This window comes from Nocardioides eburneus (assembly GCF_040838215.1).
Taxonomy (GTDB): Bacteria; Actinomycetota; Actinomycetes; order Propionibacteriales; family Nocardioidaceae; genus Nocardioides; species Nocardioides eburneus.
In genome coordinates this window covers 1-19,216 of record NZ_JBFPJR010000004.1, presented here as the reverse complement: position 1 = coordinate 19,216, position 19,216 = coordinate 1, and the positions used below count along the sequence as shown (strand labels likewise).

At 71.3% G+C, this 19,216-nt stretch carries 16 protein-coding genes, 1 pseudogene and 1 riboswitch; of the genes and pseudogenes, 1 reads left to right on the top strand and 16 read right to left on the bottom strand.

Translation table 11 applies throughout. The annotated features are described in order from the left end of the window. Positions 1-191: 191 nt before the first annotated feature. The 15 genes from AB3X52_RS03000 to AB3X52_RS02930 form a co-directional block, all read right to left on the bottom strand. Positions 192-1,475: a transcriptional regulator gene (locus AB3X52_RS03000; RefSeq protein WP_367991297.1), complete on the bottom strand. Its 1,284-nt coding sequence runs from the start codon at positions 1,473-1,475 to the stop codon at positions 192-194. Positions 1,476-1,557: 82 nt separating this feature from the next. Further along, a complete protein-coding gene (locus AB3X52_RS02995; protein WP_367991296.1) occupies positions 1,558-3,297 on the bottom strand; it encodes a tannase/feruloyl esterase family alpha/beta hydrolase in 1,740 nt (579 codons plus the stop codon). A gap of 163 nt (positions 3,298-3,460) precedes the next feature. Next, entirely contained in the window at positions 3,461-4,612 is a 1,152-nt protein-coding gene (locus AB3X52_RS02990) for an XdhC family protein (RefSeq protein WP_367991295.1), read from the bottom strand. Further along, on the bottom strand, positions 4,605-5,720 hold the full coding sequence (locus AB3X52_RS02985) for a vWA domain-containing protein (RefSeq protein WP_367991294.1): 1,116 nt from the start codon (positions 5,718-5,720) through the stop codon (positions 4,605-4,607). The genes AB3X52_RS02990 and AB3X52_RS02985 overlap by 8 nt, the downstream gene beginning before the upstream one ends. Then, complete coding sequence (locus tag AB3X52_RS02980; RefSeq protein WP_367991293.1) at positions 5,717-6,619, bottom strand: AAA family ATPase; 903 nt, start codon at positions 6,617-6,619, stop codon at positions 5,717-5,719. The genes AB3X52_RS02985 and AB3X52_RS02980 overlap by 4 nt, the downstream gene beginning before the upstream one ends. A 120-nt stretch (positions 6,620-6,739) precedes the next feature. Continuing rightward, the gene (locus tag AB3X52_RS02975; protein ID WP_367991292.1) at positions 6,740-7,297 is read right to left on the bottom strand and encodes a nucleotidyltransferase family protein; all 558 of its coding nucleotides are present in this window, start codon (positions 7,295-7,297) and stop codon (positions 6,740-6,742) included. A 17-nt stretch (positions 7,298-7,314) separates the two neighbouring features. Further along, the gene (locus AB3X52_RS02970; protein ID WP_367991291.1) at positions 7,315-7,938 is read right to left on the bottom strand and encodes a hypothetical protein; all 624 of its coding nucleotides are present in this window, start codon (positions 7,936-7,938) and stop codon (positions 7,315-7,317) included. 127 nt (positions 7,939-8,065) lie between these two features. Then, positions 8,066-8,548, bottom strand: a complete 483-nt coding sequence (locus tag AB3X52_RS02965) for a hypothetical protein (protein WP_367991290.1) — start codon at positions 8,546-8,548, stop codon at positions 8,066-8,068. A 129-nt stretch (positions 8,549-8,677) separates the two neighbouring features. Continuing rightward, positions 8,678-10,306 carry a chaperonin GroEL gene (groL, locus tag AB3X52_RS02960; protein ID WP_367991289.1) on the bottom strand — a complete coding sequence of 543 codons (1,629 nt, stop codon included), beginning with the start codon at positions 10,304-10,306 and terminating at the stop codon, positions 8,678-8,680. A gap of 412 nt (positions 10,307-10,718) precedes the next feature. Further along, positions 10,719-11,663, bottom strand: a complete 945-nt coding sequence (locus AB3X52_RS02955) for an SGNH/GDSL hydrolase family protein (protein WP_367991288.1) — start codon at positions 11,661-11,663, stop codon at positions 10,719-10,721. Positions 11,664-11,752: 89 nt separating this feature from the next. Next, a complete protein-coding gene (thrC, locus tag AB3X52_RS02950) occupies positions 11,753-13,030 on the bottom strand; it encodes a threonine synthase (RefSeq protein ID WP_367991287.1) in 1,278 nt (425 codons plus the stop codon). Positions 13,031-13,041: 11 nt separating this feature from the next. Next, positions 13,042-13,179, bottom strand: a riboswitch (SAM riboswitch). Between the two features lie 195 nt (positions 13,180-13,374). Then, complete coding sequence (gene lon, locus AB3X52_RS02945) at positions 13,375-15,714, bottom strand: endopeptidase La (RefSeq protein WP_367991286.1); 2,340 nt, start codon at positions 15,712-15,714, stop codon at positions 13,375-13,377. A gap of 264 nt (positions 15,715-15,978) precedes the next feature. Continuing rightward, positions 15,979-16,812 (bottom strand): trehalose-phosphatase, encoded by an 834-nt coding sequence (gene otsB / locus AB3X52_RS02940; protein ID WP_367991285.1) that lies wholly within the window; start codon positions 16,810-16,812, stop codon positions 15,979-15,981. 86 nt (positions 16,813-16,898) lie between these two features. After that, positions 16,899-17,405 carry a LytR C-terminal domain-containing protein gene (locus AB3X52_RS02935; RefSeq protein ID WP_367991284.1) on the bottom strand — a complete coding sequence of 169 codons (507 nt, stop codon included), beginning with the start codon at positions 17,403-17,405 and terminating at the stop codon, positions 16,899-16,901. 2 nt (positions 17,406-17,407) lie between these two features. Further along, positions 17,408-17,704 (bottom strand): DUF3263 domain-containing protein, encoded by a 297-nt coding sequence (locus AB3X52_RS02930; RefSeq protein WP_367991283.1) that lies wholly within the window; start codon positions 17,702-17,704, stop codon positions 17,408-17,410. Positions 17,705-17,831: 127 nt separating this feature from the next. Between AB3X52_RS02930 and AB3X52_RS02925 the strand changes: the two genes are divergently transcribed. Beyond that, the gene (locus AB3X52_RS02925) at positions 17,832-18,872 is read left to right on the top strand and encodes a Gfo/Idh/MocA family protein (protein ID WP_367991282.1); all 1,041 of its coding nucleotides are present in this window, start codon (positions 17,832-17,834) and stop codon (positions 18,870-18,872) included. Positions 18,873-18,925: 53 nt separating this feature from the next. On the opposite strand, the pseudogene AB3X52_RS02920 reads toward AB3X52_RS02925, so the two are convergent. After that, positions 18,926-19,216 (bottom strand): annotated as a pseudogene (locus tag AB3X52_RS02920) (hypothetical protein); the annotation flags it as partial.

The window sequence follows — 19,216 nt, the reverse complement described above, 5'->3', positions numbered from 1 at the left end:
GGCGGAGGCCCGAAGGCGACCGTCAAGCGAAGCGGGTCGTCGAGGGCCGACAACGCAGCGGAGCGCGTGCTCCAGGTGCGCTCAGCGCGCCTGGAGTGCGTGCGCCGCAAGGCGGAGACCCGAAGGCGACCGTCAAGCGAAGCGGGTCGGCGAGGGCCGACAACGCAGCGGAGCGCGTGCTCCAGGTGCGCTCAGCGGGTGGCGACGGCGAGGCGGCCCTTCAGGAGGGGTACGGCGGGGTGCGGGCGCCCACCCAGCATCGGTCGGAGGGCGAGGCAGGCCTCGACGACCTCGGTGTCGTAGGGCGCCAGCTCGCTGTAGCGGACGACGGCGTCCGGCTGCGGGTCGGCGAGCAGCGCCTCGCGGACCGCGACGGCGACGTACTCCCCCATCTCCGCGAGCGCCGGCGAGTTGGTGCCCGGGAGCAGGTCGCCGCCGTAGGCCTCGACCGCGGCGGCGACGTCGCCCCGGCGCAGGAGCCGCAGGACGTCCTCGACGTCGGTGGCGACCGGCATCAGCAGGCGGTAGGGACGCGACGAGAGTTGGCCGCCGAGCGCGTGGCGCAGGTGGGAGACCTCCGCCTTGAGCGTGGAGAAGGTCACCGCCTGGTCGCCGTAGAGCATCGCGTGGAGCTGCTCGAGCGAGAGGCCGTCGGGATGGAGCGCCAACAGCGCGAGCACCTCGCTCTGGCGGCGGTTGAGCAGCAGCCGCTGACCGTCGAGCCAGGTCTCCACCGAGCCGAGCAGCGTCATGACGAGGCCGGGCTCGCGGAGGTCCTCCGACGGCCCGGCGAGTGAGCCGGCGGGGGTGCGCGGCATCGGCACGTGCGGCATCGCCGACTCGATCAGCCGCGCGGTCATGCGGGCGGTGGCGAGGCCGATCGGGTGGGTGCGGTCCCAGGTGGTGGAGAGGTCGATGACGCCGAGCTGCGCTCCCGTGACGGGGTCGTGGACCGGCGCGGCCCAGCAGACCCAGTTGTGGACCGCCTCCGCGTAGTGCTCCGCGCTGAAGACCATCGCCGGGGCGCCGCTGCGCTGCGCCAGGTCGAGGGCGTTGGTGCCGACGGACTCGTCGTCCCACCGCCCGGCCGGCACGAAGTTCACCGTCTCGGCCTTGCGGCGCATCACCCGGCCGCCGTACGTCCACAGGATGCGGGTGTCCGGGTCGGTGACGGCGATGACGAGGTCACCGTCCTCCGCCGTACGCCGCAGCTCCTCCTCGACCCGCTCGACCGCGACCTGCAGCGGTGACTCCCGCCAGTAGTCGCGCGTCTCGGACTCGTCGGCGAGCGGCGCCTCGGCCACGTCCGGCTTCACCGACGCGCCCGAGCGGGTCCAGCTGGAGAGGATCTCGGGGCGGACGATCGCCGCCGCGGCGTCACCGTTCTCGACGAACGCGGTCCACGCGCGCACCGCCTGGACACGTCGCTCCTGCAGGTCCGGCCAGTCGGACCGCTCCACCTCGGACTGGACCACCGCAGCCTCCGGCTCTCGTATAGGTGCGGCCACGGTAGCACCGGTCTGTGACCGGGCTCACGGGCTTCGGTTCGCCCCGGGATCACCTCGTGCAGGTGTAGGAGGAGGCGTCGTCGAGCGAGCCGTGGCCGACGTACCGCGGCCAGGTCGGGTAGCGGCACAGCGGCCGCGACCGGTCGGCACCGGCGTTGCCGTCGTAGGTCACGAGGCCGGCCGGCGCGTGGCCCTTCTCCACCCATCCCCGGATCGCCTCGAGCCCGTCGTACGTCGCGTCGAACGGGCCCTGGCCGTGACCGAAGCCGGGGATCTCGTAGAACCGGAGGAACGAGTCGAGGGTGCGCGCTCCGAGCTGGCGGACCTGGCGGTCGTAGTACTGGATCGTGTTGTGCGGCGTGATGAAGTCGTCCGCGGTCCCGTGGGTGAGGATGATCTTGCCGCCCCGGCGCAGGAACGGCTTGAGGCTGACATCCGTGACGTCCATGATCCTCCCGACCTGCTGGATGCGGCGCTTCCACTGAGCCGGGTCGAACGTCATCGTGTCGAGCGAGGGGTCGCGCGTGACGATGTACTTCGAGGTCTGGTCGAGGACGATGTACTGCAGCGCCTCGGTCCCGCTGATCGGGTTCGACGGCTGGGGACTCGCGCCGAAGCCGGAGAAGCCCTGGTAGAGCGCCCCCTCGAAGAGCGCGCTCCTCGCGAAGATCCGGTTGCCCGCGATCGGGAAGCCGAGGTCGTAGTCGGTCGCGATCTTCTTCGCCGACGCCAACTGGGCGTCGGAGAGGCAGGAGTCGCCCTCGTCGGTGCCGCTCGGGCAGCGCAGGGTATCGGGGTCGAAGGCGCGGTCGCAGCCGCGCACGTCGCTGATGATCTGGTCGGTCGCCCCGTCGAGGCCGTCGCAGGCGGCGTACACCGCGTCGGTGATCGTCTTCGTCTTCGCCGGGCTGAGCCAGCCGACGCCGCCGTCGCCATACAGCGCGTCACGGAAGTTGACCGCGCCCTCGTGCATCATCGTCACGTTGTAGGCCGGGTAGTTGGCGATGACCCCGTCGTAGTCCTTCGGGTAGCGCGCGGCCGCGTCGAGGGCCTCGTGGCCGCCCTGGGAGCCGCCGATGAAGTAGCTGTACGCCGGGATGCGGCGGTAGGCGTCCCTGATGACGACCGCGGCTGCGTCGTGGGTCTTCTTGACCGACGCCTTGCCGTAGTTGAGCAGCGCCTCGTCGTCGAGGCCGAACGTCCCGTCGAAGCCCGGTCCACCCTGGTGGCCGCCGTCGCTCCCGAGCGTCACGTAGCCCTGCTGCAGCGGCGTCTCCTCGCCCGCCGGCTGGGCGGTGTAGGGGTCCAGCCCGGTGACGAGACTGCCGTCGTACCCGCCGCCGCCCATCTGCAGCGTCCGCAGGTTCCAGACCGCCGGGAGGTTGACCTCGAACTGCATCGACGGGGAGCCCTCGTGGACGGGGCGGATCCAGCCGACGACCTGGCAGTACGTCGCCCCGCCGCCCGTCCCGCCACTGCTGCTCCACGTCGCGGACTCGATCTCCGCGCCGCTGGTCGGTAGGCCGATCCGGCGCGCCGGGACGCGGAGATCGGCCAGCGCCTCGCAGCGCTGCTCGGTCATGGTCGCGGCGCGGGTCGGCTTGGTCGGGTGGCCGGCGGACCGGTGACTGGCAGGCGCATGGCTATTGGGCGCATGCCCGCTGGGCGCATGGCCGTTGGGCGTATGGCTGCCCGGCGGATGTGCGAGTGCCGGTGACCCGGCCGCGAGCGTCACCGCGCTCGCCAGTCCTGCTACTGCCGCGACGAGCTGCTTCCACGTGCGTGCCATCGACGCCTCCCGAGCTTGATGTGACCTCCATCACAGCGCGGCGCCAAGCGAGGCGTCCACGGGTCTTCCAGTGAGTGGTAGCGCCCGCCCCGCTCCGAACAGATTTCTGTTCGGACCGGCCCGGTCTGCTGGGCGGGCGGCTCAGCTCATGACACGCGCGACCTCATGACAGCGCTGCCTCGCGGTGGATGCGGCCCGCCGTGGTCGCGAGCCGCTCGCCGCTGCCGCCCCAGCGCCCGGCGATGATCTCGGCCGCGATGGAGATGGCGGTCTCCTCCGGCGTACGAGCGCCGAGGTCGAGGCCGATCGGACTGGAGAGCCGCGCCAGCTCCTCATCGGTGATGCCCGCCTCGCGCAGCCGCGCCAGCCGGTCGTCGTGCGTACGTCGCGACCCCATCGCCCCGATGTAGGCCACGTCGGGGAGGCGGAGTGCGACCTCGAGGAGGGGCACGTCGAACTTCGGGTCGTGGGTGAGCACCGCGATGACGGTGCGCGGGTCGATCCGGCCCTCCTCCGACTCCTTGGCGAGGAACCGGTGGGGCCAGTCGACGACGACCTCGTCGGCATCCGGGAAGCGCGAGTGGGTGGCGAAGACGGGACGCGCGTCGCAGACCGTCACGTGGTAGCCGAGGAACGACCCGACCCGTGCCACGGCCGCGGCGAAGTCGATCGCCCCGAAGACCAGCATCCGCGGCTTCGGCGCGAAGCCCCAGACGAAGACCCGCATCCCCTCACCCCGGCGCTCCCCGTCGGTGCCGTAGGTGAGTGTCGAGTTGGTGCCGTGCGCGAGCAGACCGAGGGCGTCGTCGTGCACGGCGTCGTCCATCCGCGCGCTACCGAGACTCCCGGTGGTCGAGGACGGCGCGCCGGCGTCGACCCCCGGACGCACGATCATCCGCCGCCCGAGCACCGCCGGGTCGGTATGCTCGATGACGGTCGCGACGGCGACCGGGCGTCCGGCCCGGAGGTCGGCGGCCACCTCGCCGAGCTCGGGGAAGGTCGACCGATCCACCTTCTCGACGAACACGTCGAGGATGCCGCCACAGGTGAGGCCGACCGCGAAGGCGTCGTCGTCGGAGACGCCGTACCGCTGCAGGACCGGAGTGCCGGACTCCACGACCTCCTTGGCGAGCTCGTAGACCGCCCCTTCGACGCACCCGCCCGACACCGACCCGACGGCCGTCTCGTCGGGCCCGACCAGCATCGACGCACCGGGCGGCCGCGGCGCCGACTGGAACGTGGCGACCACCGTCGCCATCCCCACGGTCTCCCCCGAGTCCCACCACGTCATCAGCTCGTCCAGGACGTCACGCACGAGCGATCACCTCCATGAGCTCCTCGTAGGTCGCCAGGGAGTGCCCGGCGAGGAAGTCGTCGACATGCGGGAGGACGGCGAGCACGCCGGCCTGGACCGGCTCGTAGCCGTCCTTCCCACGGTGGGGGTTGACCCACACGACCCGGTGGGCGAGTCGGTGCAACCGCGCCATCTGCTCCCCGAGGAGGCTCGTGTCCCCACGCTCCCAGCCGTCGCTGATCATGACCACGACGGCGCCGCGCGCCAGGCCGGCGTGACGGTCCAGGAAGCGCTGGAGCGTCTCCCCGAGCCGGGTGCCGCCGGACCAGTCCGGTACGGCGTCGCCCGCGGCCACGAGCGCGCGGTCCGCGTCGCGCAGCGCGAGGGCGCGCGTCAGCTGGGTGAGACGGGTGCCGAGGGTGAAGACCTCGACCCTGGCCTGCGCGGACCGGGCCGCCGAGGTGACCATCCGGTGCGCGACGCGCAGCACGGCGTCGGCGTACGCGCTCATCGAGCCGGACACGTCGGCCAGCACGACGACGCGACGCGGCCGGGTGCCGCGCCGGCGCCAGCGGATGTCGGCCGGCTCCCCCATCCGGCGCAGGCTCGCGCGGAGGGTCCGGGTCGGGTCGACCCGCCCGCGTCGCCAGGCCTGCTGGCGAGGGGTACGACGGCGGGGCGGCCGTACGACGAGGCGGTCCATCATCGCGGCGAGCTGTGCGCGCTCGGCCGGGTCCAGGCCGGCGACGTCGCGGTGACGGAGCACCTCGGCATCGCTGGCCCGGGCCCGGACCGGCTCACCGTCGGGACCAGCCCCCTCATCTCCGGTCCCGGCGGTCTCGGGAAGTTGAGCCGCCGTCATCACCCTAGCGACCGGTGGCGGCGTCAGCCGCGGGTCGAGGACGCCGAACCACGCCTCGAACACCTGGTCGTGACGGGCGAGGTCGTCCGGGCCGGCGCAGAGCGTGGCCCGGCCGGCGGCGTAGGCCGCCGCAGCGTCGCCGGCGCCGACGATCGAGACCGCCTCGAGATAGCCCTGCGCACGGTCCTGCGTCACCGGCACCCCTGCCGCGCGCAGCGCCCGGGTGAACGCCAGGAAGACCTCGTCGGCGTCGTGGGGTGTTCTCATGCCAGCATCCGGTCGAGCGCGGCACGGACGCGGTCGGCGTCCTCGCGATACTTCACGAGCGCGCCGAGCGTGGCGGCCGCGGTGGCGAGGTCGAGCCGCTGGGTGCCGAGGTGGTGGAGCGCCCGCGCCCAGTCGAGGGTCTCGGCGACCCCGGGTGGCTTCTGCAGGCTGTCGCTCCGCAGCTGCTGCACGACACCGACGACCTGCTCGGCGAGCTCACGGGAGACCTCCGGCGCACGGCTGCGCACGATCGCGACCTCGCGCTCGAGGCCGGGATGGTCGATCCAGTGGTAGAGGCAGCGCCGCTTGAGGGCGTCGTGGAGCTCACGGGTGCGGTTGGAGGTGAGGACGACGATCGGGGGTACGGCGGCGGCCACCGTCCCAAGCTCGGGGATCGAGACCCGGTAGGTCGAGAGCACCTCGAGCAGGAACGCCTCGAACTCGTCGTCGGCGCGGTCGACCTCGTCGACGAGAAGCACTGCGGGGCTCTGCTGGAGCGCGGCGAGGACCGGCCGGGCGAGCAGGAAGCGCTCGTCGTAGAGGCTCTTCTCGGCCTCCTCGACGCTCTGTCCGTTGCGGGCCTGGCCGGCGGCCTCGAGCGCACGCAGGTGGAGGATCTGACGGGGGAAGTCCCAGTCGTAGAGCGCCTGGGTCGCGTCGATGCCCTCGTAGCACTGCAGCCTCACCAGCGGCAGCGCGAACGCCTCGGAGATCGCCTCGGCCAGCGCGGTCTTGCCCGTCCCCGGCTCACCCTCGAGGAGGAGCGGCCGCTGCATCCGCAACGCCAGGAAGACGACCGTCGCGAGCTCCGGGTCGGACAGGTAGCCCGTCGATCCGAGCCGTTCCGACACGGCTCCCGGGTCCGGGACGGGATCTGGCACCGCGTCGAGCTCCTCCATGATCTCGAGCGTAGCCGGATGTGCGTTGGGTCACGGTTGGGTCTTCCGCCGAGCGGTCGCGGCCTCGTGTTGTGAGTGTCAGCGGGGCCCATGGACCGCGCTGACACTCACGACCTGACGTCAGCGGCGGTCGACGTCCTGTCCCCCGGCCAGGTCACCGCACTCCACGAGGGCTGCGCCGTGCGCGGCGAGGTAGCCCTTCGCGCCCTGGTCGCCGACCAGGGTCTCCACGACACCCGCCCAGTGGTCGCACCCGATCAGCACGGGATGACCCGGCACGCCGTCGTACGACGCCCGCGCGAGCGCGTCCGGGGCGGCCAACCGTCCCACGCGGCCGACGACGTCGGCGCCGACGTCGGGCAGGTCGACCAGGTGGACGAGCGCGGCGTCGGCGGCTCCGGTCGCGGCGCCGTGGTGCTGCGCGGCCAGGGCGTCGAGACCGGCGCGCAGCGACGCGGACATGCCCGTGGCCCAGTCCATCGCGACGACGACCCGGACGTCGTCGGGAAGCAGTGGCCGGGCCTCCTCGACGGCGGCGCCGAGGACGACGGTGACGTCGTCACACCCACCCCCGCGCAGGACCGCGACGGAGCGCGGCAGCCAGTCGTCGACCAGCGCCTTGGGCCGACCCATCCGTCGGCCGGCGCCGGCCGCGAGAAGGAGTCCGTGGAGGGTCATCGTCCGTCGCGTGCGGCTCAGACGAAGGCGCGGCCGTAGAGGGTGGACAGGTCACCGCTCTTCTCGCCCGAGAAGCCACAGCCCATGACCTGGCCCTCACCGGTGGCGGCGACGAGGTAGGTGTGGCCGACCTTGAAGGTCGGCGTCGACTCCGTCCCGGCCGCCGGCAGGTCGACACGGACCGTGTCGGTGCCGCCGAAGCCGTCGGCGTAGAGCCACCGCGTCACGTCGAGAACGGCGGTGTGGTCGCCTCGGTCGATCTCGGCGACGGTGCCCTGGAAGGCGAGAGCGGCGCTCGCCTTGAGCCGGTCGGCGCTGGGGAGCAGGCAGCGGCCCCGCTGGGGCACCACCGTGAGGACGACGGGCTTCGTCGCCCCGGGCCCGGCGGTCGCGGAGGCCCCGGTCGAGGGCGCCGTGGACGCGCCGGCGGACGGCGCCGACGAGGGCGCCGCCTTCAGGCCGCCGTCGTCCTCGGGGTGGCCCTTGGAGTCCTCATGGGTCCAGAGCACGACCGACGCGACCGCGGCCACGACCACCACGGCGGCTGCGAGTGCGCCCACGGCCCACCTCACCGGCGACCGACGCGGCGGCGGTGGGGTGAGGGACTTCTGCTCCGTCCGGGGCGCGACGCTGGGGCTCATGCCCCCATGATGCTCCACCGCTGGTGGCGGACGTGGGGATACACGCGCAGCGTCAGAACGGTCACACGACGGACGGGCGCCGCTCCGCCGTGGCGTGGCCGTCGGGCCGCGACAGCGGGCCGGCAGGTCAGCCGAACGCGCTCGTGTAGAGCTTCTCGAGCGACGACGACTCGGGGCCGCTCAGGCCGCAGCCGGCAAGGGTGCCGTCGCTCCCCGCGGCCAGGAGGTAGGTCCGGCCCTGCTCGAAGGTCGGCAGCTGCAGCGCGCTCGGCGTCGCGTCGCCGAGCTGTCGCAGCTGGACGCGCTCGGCGCTGCCGCGGAAGAACCGCTTGGGCTGGAACGTCACGGTGCTGCCGTCGATCGAGGTGACGGTGGCCTCCACCGCGCTCGCCTGTGCGGCCAGGGCGCTGGCGTCGGGCGTGCCGCAGGGGGTCGTCGGCGCCTGCGCCGGCACGTTGAGGGTCAGGGTCGCCGGGTGGGCGTTGGAGTCGTGGGGACGGTTCGCGATCACACGGACGAGGATCGCGGCGATCACCAGGACGGGAACGATGGCCGCGAGAACGAGCAGCCGATAGTCGGGGCCGTCCTCTCGCGGAGCCTGGGTGCTCATGTCTCCATCATTCACGCGGGCGAACCTGAGAGTTCACCGGGTGGCTTCCTGAGAGGGCGACGAGGTCCTGAGACGGCCGCAGGGCCCCTCCTGGAGAAGGAAGGGCCCTGCGTGAGCTGGTGCTCGGACTCAGAAGTCCATGCCGCCCATGCCGCCGGTCGGGTCGCCCGCCGGGGCGGCCTTCTCCGGCTTGTCGGCCACGACGGCCTCGGTGGTGAGGAACAGCGCGGCGATCGACGCGGCGTTCTGCAGCGCCGAGCGGGTGACCTTGGCCGGGTCGATGATGCCCGCGGCCAGCAGGTCGACGTACTCACCGGTGGCGGCGTTGAGGCCGTGACCCGGCTCGAGGCCGGCGACCTTCTCCGCCACGACGCCGCCCTCGAGGCCGGCGTTGACGGCGATCTGCTTCAGCGGCGCCGAGACGGCGACCTTGACGATGTTGGCACCGGTGGCCTCGTCACCGTCGAGCTCGAGCTTCTCGAAGGCCTGCTTGCTGGCCTGGACGAGCGCCACGCCACCACCCGCGAGGATGCCCTCCTCGACGGCCGCCTTCGCGTTGCGGACGGCGTCCTCGATGCGGTGCTTGCGCTCCTTGAGCTCGACCTCGGTGGCCGCGCCGACCTTGATGACGGCGACGCCGCCGGCCAGCTTGGCGAGGCGCTCCTGGAGCTTCTCGCGGTCGTAGTCGGAGTCCGACTTCTCGATCTCGGCACGGATCTGGTTGACCCGACCCTCGATCTGGCCGGCGTCGCCCGCACCCTCGACGATGGTGGTCTCGTCCTTGGTGATGACGACCTTGCGGGCCTGGCCGAGCAGCTCGATGCCGGTCGACTCCAGCTTGAGGCCGACCTCCTCGGAGATGACCTGGCCACCGGTCAGGATCGCGATGTCCTGCAGCATGGCCTTGCGGCGGTCACCGAAGCCCGGGGCCTTGACGGCGACGGACTTGAAGGTGCCGCGGATCTTGTTGACGACCAGCGTCGAGAGGGCCTCGCCGTCGACGTCCTCGGCCAGGATGAGCAGCGGCTTGCCGCTCTGCATGACCTTCTCCAGGACCGGCAGCAGGTCCTTGACGTTCGAGATCTTCTGGTTGGCGATGAGGATGTACGCGTCCTCGAGGACGGTCTCCATGCGCTCCGGGTCGGTGACGAAGTACGCCGAGATGTAGCCCTTGTCGAAGCGCATACCCTCGGTGAGCTCCAGGTCGATGCCGAACGTGTTCGACTCCTCGACCGTGATCACGCCCTCCTTGCCGACCTTGTCCATCGCCTCGGCGATGGCGTCGCCGACGGTGGTGTCGCCACCGGCGGAGATGGTGGCCGTCGCCGCGATCTGCTCGCGGGTCTCGACCTCCTTGGCCTGACCGAGCAGCTGCTCGGAGATGGCAGCCACGGCGGCCTCGATGCCGCGCTTGAGGCCCATCGGGTTCGCACCCGCGGCCACGTTGCGCAGGCCCTCGCGGACCAGCGCCTGGGCGAGGACGGTCGCCGTCGTCGTACCGTCACCGGCGACGTCGTCGGTCTTCTTCGCGACCTCCTTGACCAGCTCGGCGCCGATCTTCTCGTAGGGGTCCTCGAGCTCGATCTCCTTGGCGATGGAGACACCATCGTTGGTGATCGTGGGGGCGCCCCACTTCTTCTCGAGCACGACGTTGCGGCCCTTGGGGCCGAGGGTGACCTTGACCGCGTCGGCGAGGGTGTTCATACCCTTCTCCAGCCCGCGGCGGGCCTCCTCGTTGAAAGCAATCAGCTTCGGCATTGCTCCTGCGATCCTTCGCTTGGGAAGTTCGTTGGACGTCAGACCGATGGGTTGCCCGCGACGGCCGACCCCGGCTTTGGCGAACCCTTTCTCGCCATCACACGGAGCCTCAACGTCACCGGTCCTGCGTTGTCACTCTCATGCTACGAGTGCCAGCCTCATGTTTAGCACTCGGCCTAGGCGAGTGCAAGAGAACGCCTGAGGTCGCTGGCTCAGTCGAGCGGCTTGACCAGACGCTCGAACTGCAGATCGTCGCGCTGCGGGATCCCGAAGCGCTCGTCGCCGTAGGGGAAGGGCGACATCTCCCCCGTCCGGCGGTAGCCGCGGCGCTCGTAGAACGCGATCAGGTCCTCGCGCTGCCCGGGGTCGTGATGACCTCACGAGGCGAGGTACTCCGGTACGTTCGAGTCGGTTACTCGCGAGTAGACCGACCCGAACGTCCCGGATTATCCGGCTCGGGATCGTCGGCCGCGGCCTCGGGCACCGGCTCGGAGATCGGGAGCAGGTGGCCGAAGGGCACTTCCTCGACGTAGCCGAGAGCCGCAAGCACGGACGGCAGCATCGCCTTCGCGGTCCGCTTGTAGCCGGCGGCGCTGGGGTGGAACCGGTCGATGCTGAACATCTCGTCGGGGTTGGTGATGAAGAACGGGCCGACGACCTCGGCCAGCGACACGACGTGCGCCCCCGCCGCGAGGGCACCCTCGGCCTGCCGCTCGGCGAGCTGGCGCGCGACGCGCCGCCCGAGGGTGCGCAGCGGCTGTGGCAGCGGGCGTACGGCGCCGACGTCCGGGCAGGTGCCGACGACGACCTGGGCGCCGCGCTCGCGCAGCGTCGACACGATCTCGACGAGGTCGGCGACCGACTCGCTGGCCGGCACCCGGTGGGTGACGTCGTTGCCGCCGACGATGACGACGGCGACATCGGGACGATAGGTCGGCGGCAGGCCGGCGACCTGCTCGGCGACCATCGACGTCTCGGCGCCGACCACCGCCTCCGTCCGAAGTCGGACCGGACGCTCGGTCCTCTTGGCGATCCCCTTCGCGAGCCGGGCGCCGAGGGTGCCCTTCGGGGTCTCGGCCCCCAGGCCCGCCGCGATCGAGTCGCCGAGGAGCAGCAGCTCGACCGGGGTGCCGCCGTACGTCTTCTTGTAGGTCTTGTCCGCGTCGGGCGCGGTCTCGCCGAGCGGTTTGCCGATGACGTCGCGGGCGTGCGCGGCCTGCCGCTTGAGCAGCGTCACGAAGCCGGCGCCGGCGGCGGCCCCGATGACACCGACCGCGCCCGCGACACCGGCGGTCGCGGCGACGAGGCCGAGCCACTTGGCTTCCTGCGAGGGCGTGGGGTCGGGGCGTGCGCTCATACCCCTGTGCTACCGGACGATTGTTAACCCCGCGCTAACAGCGCACGGAGAACCGCCGGGCATGGTGCGGCCGGATCCGGCCGACCGGCTCAGGCCTGTCCGATGCCGGTCTCCGCGAAGGCGTCGTACGACGGCGCGATGGTCGCCGCGGGACCGACCGCACCGCTGACCGCGTCGAGGGTCTTGAGGCCGTGGCCGGTGTTGATGATGACCGTCTCGAGCGTCGGGTCGAGCTGACCGGTCTCGACGAGCTTCTTGAGGACGGCGGTGGTGGTGCCGCCCGCGGTCTCGGTGAAGATGCCCTCGGTGCGCGCGAGCAGGACGATCGCCTCGCGGATCTCGTCGTCGGTGACCTCCTCGACGGCGCCACCACTGCGGCGGGCGGAGTCGAGGACGTAGATCCCGTCGGCCGGGTTGCCGATGGCCAGCGACTTGGCGATGGTGTCCGGCTTGACCGGACGGATCGCGTCGACGCCGGCCTTGAAAGCGGTCGCCACCGGGTTGCAGCCGGTCGCCTGCGCGCCGTAGATCTTGTAGGGCTTCTCCTCGACGAGGCCCAGCTTGATGAGCTCCTGGAAGGCCTTGTCGACCTTGGTCAGCTGGGACCCGGAGGCGACGGGGATGACCACCTGGTCGGGCAGGCGCCAGCCGAGCTGCTCGGCGATCTCGAAGCCGAGCGTCTTGGAGCCCTCGGCGTAGAACGGGCGGACGTTGACGTTGACGAACGCCCAGCCGTCCTCTTCCGCCGCGATCTCCTGGGCGAGCTTGTTGACGTCGTCGTAGTTGCCGTCGACCGCGACCAGGTTGGAGGTGAAGATCGCGGAGTTGACCTGCTTGGGCTGCTCGAGGTTGCTCGGGATGAAGACGACGGTCTTGATCCCGGCGCGCGCGCCGGCGGCGGCGACGGCGTTGGCGAGGTTGCCCGTGCTCGGGCAGGCGAAGACGGTGGCGCCGAGCTCGCGGGCCGCGCTCAGCGCGCAGGCCACGACCCGGTCCTTGAAGGAGTTGGTGGGGTTGGTGCTGTCGTCCTTGACCCAGAGCGTGTCGATGCCCAGCTCGCGGGCGAGGTTGTCGGCCTTGAGGAGGCGGGTGAAGCCGGGCTCGGTGTTGGGGCTCTGCTCGATGTCGGTCGGGACGGGCAGCAGCGCCTTGTAGCGCCAGATGTTGCGCGGACCGGCCTCGATCTCCTCGCGGGTCACGGCCGGGAAGTCGTAGGCGACCTCGAGCGGGCCGAAACACTCCGGACAGGCGTAGTGGGGACCGAGGTCGATGCGGTGGCCGCACTCACGACACGACAGGGCCACGGCGTTGCCGAAGGCGCCCTCGCGCAGACCGGTGGTCGTCGTCTCCGGGGCAACAGCGCTCATGAGAAACCTCCTCCTCATCTTTCCCCACGCGTCCCTCGCGCCGGGCCGGAATTAGCACCTGCTCCACGACCCGCCCTGGACAGGGAGGAGGCTCGTGGTCGGTTGCCGGGACTTCGCTGGGCCGTTCCCTCAGTCCCTCTCGATGAGCAGTCGTCACTGTACGGGAGCGGATCTCGCGCCAAGAAACCCGGTTCTCAGATGCTGGGCATCAAGTCCAGAATCCGGACGTCATGCGCAGATGCCAAGTGTCACCGTGACAGTTTGCGCGATGGGTGACAGCTCCGAACTGCCACCCATTTCGGCAAGTGTCACGGTGACACTTTGGTCGCGTTGGTCAGGAGGCGTCAGGCGGCGTCGCTGTGCGCTATCGGCCTCGCGTCGCCGGCGACCGGCTCGAGCGCCCCGCGTACGACGTCGAGGACGTCGCCCACCACGTTGATCGTGAGCGCCTCCCTGACCTCGGCGGGGACGTCGTCGAGGTCGGGCTCGTTGCGCTGCGGGATGAACACCTCGGTCAGGCCCGCCCGCTGGGCAGCGAGCAGCTTCTGCTTGAGCCCGCCGATCGGCAGGACCCGGCCGTTGAGGGTGACCTCGCCCGTCATGCCGACCTCCGCGCGCACCGGCCGACCGGTGGCCATCGAGGTCAGCGCCGTCACCATCGTGATGCCCGCGGAGGGTCCGTCCTTCGGGACGGCACCGGCCGGGACGTGGACGTGGATCTGCCGGTCGAGGCTGGCCGGATCGACGCCCAGCTCCGCCGCGTGGCTGCGGACGAAGGAGAGCGCGATCTGCGCCGACTCCTTCATCACCTCGCCGAGCTGACCGGTCAGGGTGAGCCCGGGCTGCCCGTCGGAGGCCGAGGCCTCGATGAAGAGCACGTCGCCGCCGAGACCCGTGACGGCCAGCCCGGTCGCGACGCCGGGCACCGCCGTACGCTCGGCCGACTCCGGCGTGAACTGCGGCCGGCCGACGAGCTCCTTCAGCCCGTCGACGTCGACGTCCACGTGGTCGGCCGCCCCGGTGGCGAGCCGCGTCGCCGCCTTGCGCAGCACCTTCGCGATCAGCCGCTCCAGGACGCGTACGCCGGCCTCGCGGGTGTAGTTCGCCGCGAGCTCGCGCAGCGCGTCGTCAGAGATCGACACCTCGTCGGCGGTCAGCGCCGCCCGCTCCAGCTGCCGCGGCAGCAGGAAGTCGCGGGCGATGGCGACCTTGTCGTCCTCGGTGTAGCCGTCGATCGTGACGAGCTCCATCCGGTCGAGCAGCGCGCTCGGGATGGTCTCGACCACGTTGGCGGTCGCGATGAAGACGACGTCGGAGAGGTCCAGGTCGAGCTCGAGGTAGTGGTCGCGGAAGGTGTGGTTCTGCGCCGGGTCGAGGACCTCCAGCAGCGCGGCGGCCGGGTCGCCGCGATAGTCGGCGCCGACCTTGTCCACCTCGTCGAGCAGGACGACCGGGTTCATCGAGCCTGCCTCCTTGATGGCGCGCACGATGCGGCCGGGCAGGGCGCCGACGTAGGTCCGCCGGTGACCCCGGATCTCCGCCTCGTCGCGGACGCCGCCGAGAGCGACCCGGACGAACGTCCGTCCGAGCGCGCGGGCGACCGACTCGCCCAGCGACGTCTTGCCGACGCCCGGAGGTCCGGCGAGGAGGATGACCGCGCCGCTGCCGCGGCCGCCGACGACCTGCAGCCCGCGGTCGGCGCGGCGCGCGCGGACCGCGAGGTATTCCACGATCCGCTCCTTGACCTCGTCGAGGCCGTGGTGGTCGGCGTCGAGGATCTCGCGGGCACCCTTGATGTCGGCGGAGTCCTGCGTCGTGACGTTCCACGGCAGGTCGAGGACGGTGTCGAGCCAGGTCCGGATCCAGGAGGTCTCCGGGTTCTGCTCCGAGCCGCGCTCGAGCTTGTCGACCTCGCGCAGCGCGGCCTCCCGGACGTGGTCGGGCAGGTCCGCCGCCTCGACCCTGGCGCGGTAGTCGTCCGCACCCTCGGGCTCCCCCTCGCCGAGCTCCTTGCGGATGGCGGCGAGCTGCTGGCGGAGCAGGAACTCGCGCTGGCTCTTCTCCATGCCCTCGCGGACGTCCTCGCTGATCTTGTCGGTCAGCTTGGACTCGGCCAGGTGGTCCTTCGTCCAGGCGATGAGCTTCTCGAGCCGCTCCTCGACGTCGGGGGTCTCGAGCAGCTCGCGCTTGCGGTCGTCGGAGAGGTACGACGCGTAGCCGGCCGTGTCGGCGATCTGGCCGGGGTCGGTGATGCGGGTGACCTGGTCGATGACCTGCCACGCCTCACGACGCTGGAGGACGGCCACGACGAGCCGCTTGTAGTCCTCGGCAAGCTCACGGGCACGATCGGACGGCGTGCCGGAGACGTCGTCGGCGACCGGCTCGACCTCGACCCAGAGTGCGGCCCCGGGGCCGGTCACGCCCGAGCCGATCCGGCCGCGCTGCTCGGCGCGGAGGACGGCCGCCGGGCCGCCACCCGAGAAGCGTCCGACGCGCTCGATGGAGGCGATGGCGCCGTACGACGCATAGCGGTCCTCGAGGCGGGGCGCGACGAGGAGCCTGCCGTCGCTACTGGCCCGGGCCGCATCGACGGCGGCCTGGGCGGCCTCGTCGAGGGCGATCGGGACGACCATGCCGGGCAGGAGGACGAGATCAGGGATGAAGAGAACGGGCAAACTGGTCACGTGCGTGGCCTCCCCCTCGGAATCAGTACTGCAAGAGTTGAGTGATAGCGGCTCAACTCTTGAGGGGATGCGGATGTTCCCTCCGGTTCGACCGTTCGCCCGCGGCGAACACGCCGAGAGGTCAGCGGCGGCGGCCTCGAGGGTGGCTGTTCATCAAGGTATGCAGGCGAGTTGCCGCTTCCCTCGTGGAGTTCCGCCAGGGATGCGCGCGTTCGGCTGCATACCTTGCTGGACAGTCAGCCCGCTCGGCGGCCGGCGAGCCAGTCAGGACGCGTCGGCAGTGAGCCGCCGCAGCAGGTCGAGGACCCCGTCGGGACCGTGCACCACGACGTCCGAGAGCGGCACGAGGGCACTCTCCTCGGTCGACGCCGAGCAGACCAGCAGCGTCGCCAGTCCGTTCTTCGCCCAGGCGGCGACCGACTCGAACGCTTCGACGTCGCCGAGGTCGTCGCCGGCGAAGAGGACCGCCTTGGCGTGGAGGTCGTCGACCAGCTTGTCGACGACGAGTCCCTTGTCCATCCCGCCGGAGCGGACCTCGATGACCTGCTTGCCGGGCTCGAGGACGAGGTCGCGTGCCTCGGCGAGCTCGCGCAGCAGCGGGAGAAGGCGCGTGTAGGCACCGTCCGGGTCGTCGAGGCGGCGCGTGTGGACGGCCACCGCGAGGCCCTTGTCCTCGACGTAGGCGTCCGCCGCGTCCGCCGTACGCAAGGCGCGGGGAAGCTCGCGAAGGAAGGTCGCGAGCCCGACCGGCGGCCGAGGGCCGACGATCGTACGACGCGACGAGCTCCACCGCTCGTTGCCGTACTGCCCGAAGACGTAGAGCTCCTTGCCATGCTCGGCGAGCGCGTCGCCGACCTCCTCGAGCCCGCCGAGGTCGAGGACCTGGCGCGCGGGGCGGCCGGTGACGACCGCGATGGCCTGGACCTTCTCCGCGAGCGCGACGAGCACCTCGCCGGCATCGGGATGGATGTGGGCCTTCGTCGGATCCTCGACGATCGGCGACAGCGTGCCGTCGAAGTCGAGGGCCACCACCGCTCCGGCGGCCGAGGCGAGGAAGGCGGCGTACTTCTGCTCGCCCTCAGGCGAGGTGAACTCCATGCTCCCAGGGTCCCACGTGGCCGGCGACGGCGTCAGGGGCCGCCGGTTGAATCGTGACGGAACTCTCGCGGCTCAGGACTCGCCGCTCAGGAGAGGGGGCCGGTGAGCACGATGGTGAGGCGGTCGCCCTTCATCGAGTCAGACTCGGCGACATGGGTGCGCTTGATCCCGAGGTCGAGGGCGAGCTTCTTGCCGGCAGCCTTCAGCTTCGGCGGGTAGTAGACGGTCGTCGCAGGGACGGTGCCCATCCAGTTGTCGGCGCCGACGACGTTCCAGCCAATGGTGCTGGCCTTGCCGGCGACCTGACCGGCGAGGCCACGGATGTTCGTGTTGTTGAAGACCTCGACATAGACCTTCGACCGGACGACCTTCGGCTTCGGCTTGGCCTTCGGCTTGTGGGGCGTCGCCGGGGCGGACGTCGTCGGCGACGCAGGCGCCGAGCTGTGGGTCGACGCGGCGGGGGTGATCTCCTTCTCGTCGTCGCCATGACCGCTGGTGACGATGAACGCGACGACCGCCATCGCGACCGCCACGATGCTCAGGAGCACGACCGGGGAAGGAAGCGCGATGCCGCGCTGGTCACGCCTGCGCATGCTCAGATCTCGAATCCGAGGCGGCGGGCGGAGCGCTGGCGCTGGCGCGCGGCGCGGAGCCGGCGCAGCCTGCGGACGAGGAGCGGGTCCTCCTCGAGCGCCTCGGGACGGTCGATGAGCGCGTTGAGCACCTGGTAGTAGCGGGTCGCGGACATGCCGAACTTCTCCCGCACCGCGGCCTCCTTGGCCCCGGCGTACTTCCACCAGTTGCGCTCGAAGTCGAGGATCTGCTGGTCGCGCTCGCTCAGGCGCGACGCACCCTCAGCCTCACCGTTGGGAAGGGCGTCAGCGGCGTCCATCCTGGATCCCCCAAAACCTCGACGACTTCGATCCGGGGACCACCTTACGCGACGAACTACACCGATGTGGTTCACCACGCGAAAGGTGGCATGGATCGTTCCAACCTCACGTGACTAGGGTGAGGCGATGACCTCCACCGCGCCGATCCGCTGGGGAATCCTGGCCACCGGCAAGATCGCGCACTCGTTCGCCACTGACCTGCTCCTGGTCCCCGACGCGCGCCTGACGGCGGTCGGCTCCCGGCGGCTGCCCGCGGCGGAGGAGTTCGCGGCGGCGTACGACGCGCGCGGACCCGTGCGCGCCCACGGCTCCTACGAGGATCTGGTCGCCGATCCCGAGGTGGACGTGGTCTACATCGCCAGCCCGCACGGACTGCACCTCGAGCACGCCCGGCTCGCGCTCGAGGCCGGCAAGCATGTGCTCTGCGAGAAGGCGCTCACCCTCAACGTGACCGAGGCCGAGGAGATGATCGCGCTGGCCCGGCAGCACGACCGGTTCCTCATGGAGGCGATGTGGACCGCCTGCCACCCGGTGGTGCGCAAGCTCCAGGAGGGGCTGCGCGAAGGCCGGTTCGGCACCCCGCGGCTCCTCCACGCCGAGCTCGGCTTCGTCGTGAGCGCCGACGCGTCGAACCGGATGTTCGACCCGACCCTCGGCGCCAGCGCACTGCTCGACATGGGCATCTATCCCCTCACCTTCGCCCACCTGCTCTTCGGCGAGGCCGAGTCGCTCACCGCCCAGGCCGACGTGCGCGAGACGGACGCCGGCAGCTTCGACGTGGACATCGTCATGACGGGGAAGTACGCCGGCGGCGTACTCGCGACGATGAACTCGTCGATGTCCTCGTGGTCCTCGCGGGCGGCCGCCATCGCCACCGACCGCGGCCGGATCGAGCTCGCCGACTTCCATCACCCGACGCGCGCCGTCTTCACGGAGTACGCCGTGGGCTCCACCAACGACTCCTCCTCCACCGCGCCGGTCGTCGAGATCGTCGGCGACGAGCCGGTCATCGGACGCGGATACGGCAACGAGGCCGCCGAGGTCGGCCGCTGCCTGCGCGCCGGGCTCCGGGAGTCGCCTCTCGTCCCCTGGGCGCAGTCCCTCACGCTGCTGCGGCAGATGGACACCATTCGGGAGATGGTCGGCGCGCGATACGTCGGGGAGTGAGGCTCGCGTCGGCCGACCTGCGGGCCGGCGGGGACGGCCGCTCGGCGGCGCACTCAGTCGACCAGCACCGGAGTCGCGGTCACCGCCTCCAGATCCAGCTCCGGCCCCTGGATCGTCACCGTCCCCGACACCGCACGCCACCTGCCGCCATCGACCCGGAAGTCCGCCCCATAGGTCGTCTCCAGACTCGGATGGAACACCCCCTTGGTCAGATAGCGGTGCGTGATGTCGCGCGCCAGCGCCGCCTTCGTCGTGAACGGCCTCCCTGGATCCCGCGTGGTCAACCAGTGACCATCCCCGAAGACGAACGAAAATTCGTTCGGCCGGATCCGGAACTCCACCCG

Coding starts and splice junctions, on each gene's coding strand:
- AB3X52_RS02995 (WP_367991296.1), bottom strand. CDS start 3,297: ATGGCACGCACGTGGAAGCAGCTCGTCGCGGCAGTAGCAGGACTGGCG.
- AB3X52_RS02985 (WP_367991294.1), bottom strand. CDS start 5,720: ATGAGAACACCCCACGACGCCGACGAGGTCTTCCTGGCGTTCACCCGG.
- AB3X52_RS02980 (WP_367991293.1), bottom strand. CDS start 6,619: ATGGAGGAGCTCGACGCGGTGCCAGATCCCGTCCCGGACCCGGGAGCC.
- AB3X52_RS02975 (WP_367991292.1), bottom strand. CDS start 7,297: ATGACCCTCCACGGACTCCTTCTCGCGGCCGGCGCCGGCCGACGGATG.
- AB3X52_RS02970 (WP_367991291.1), bottom strand. CDS start 7,938: ATGAGCCCCAGCGTCGCGCCCCGGACGGAGCAGAAGTCCCTCACCCCA.
- AB3X52_RS02965 (WP_367991290.1), bottom strand. CDS start 8,548: ATGAGCACCCAGGCTCCGCGAGAGGACGGCCCCGACTATCGGCTGCTC.
- groL (WP_367991289.1), bottom strand. CDS start 10,306: ATGCCGAAGCTGATTGCTTTCAACGAGGAGGCCCGCCGCGGGCTGGAG.
- AB3X52_RS02955 (WP_367991288.1), bottom strand. CDS start 11,663: ATGAGCGCACGCCCCGACCCCACGCCCTCGCAGGAAGCCAAGTGGCTC.
- thrC (WP_367991287.1), bottom strand. CDS start 13,030: ATGAGCGCTGTTGCCCCGGAGACGACGACCACCGGTCTGCGCGAGGGC.
- otsB (WP_367991285.1), bottom strand. CDS start 16,812: ATGGAGTTCACCTCGCCTGAGGGCGAGCAGAAGTACGCCGCCTTCCTC.
- AB3X52_RS02935 (WP_367991284.1), bottom strand. CDS start 17,405: ATGCGCAGGCGTGACCAGCGCGGCATCGCGCTTCCTTCCCCGGTCGTG.
- AB3X52_RS02930 (WP_367991283.1), bottom strand. CDS start 17,704: ATGGACGCCGCTGACGCCCTTCCCAACGGTGAGGCTGAGGGTGCGTCG.
- AB3X52_RS02925 (WP_367991282.1), top strand. CDS start 17,832: ATGACCTCCACCGCGCCGATCCGCTGGGGAATCCTGGCCACCGGCAAG.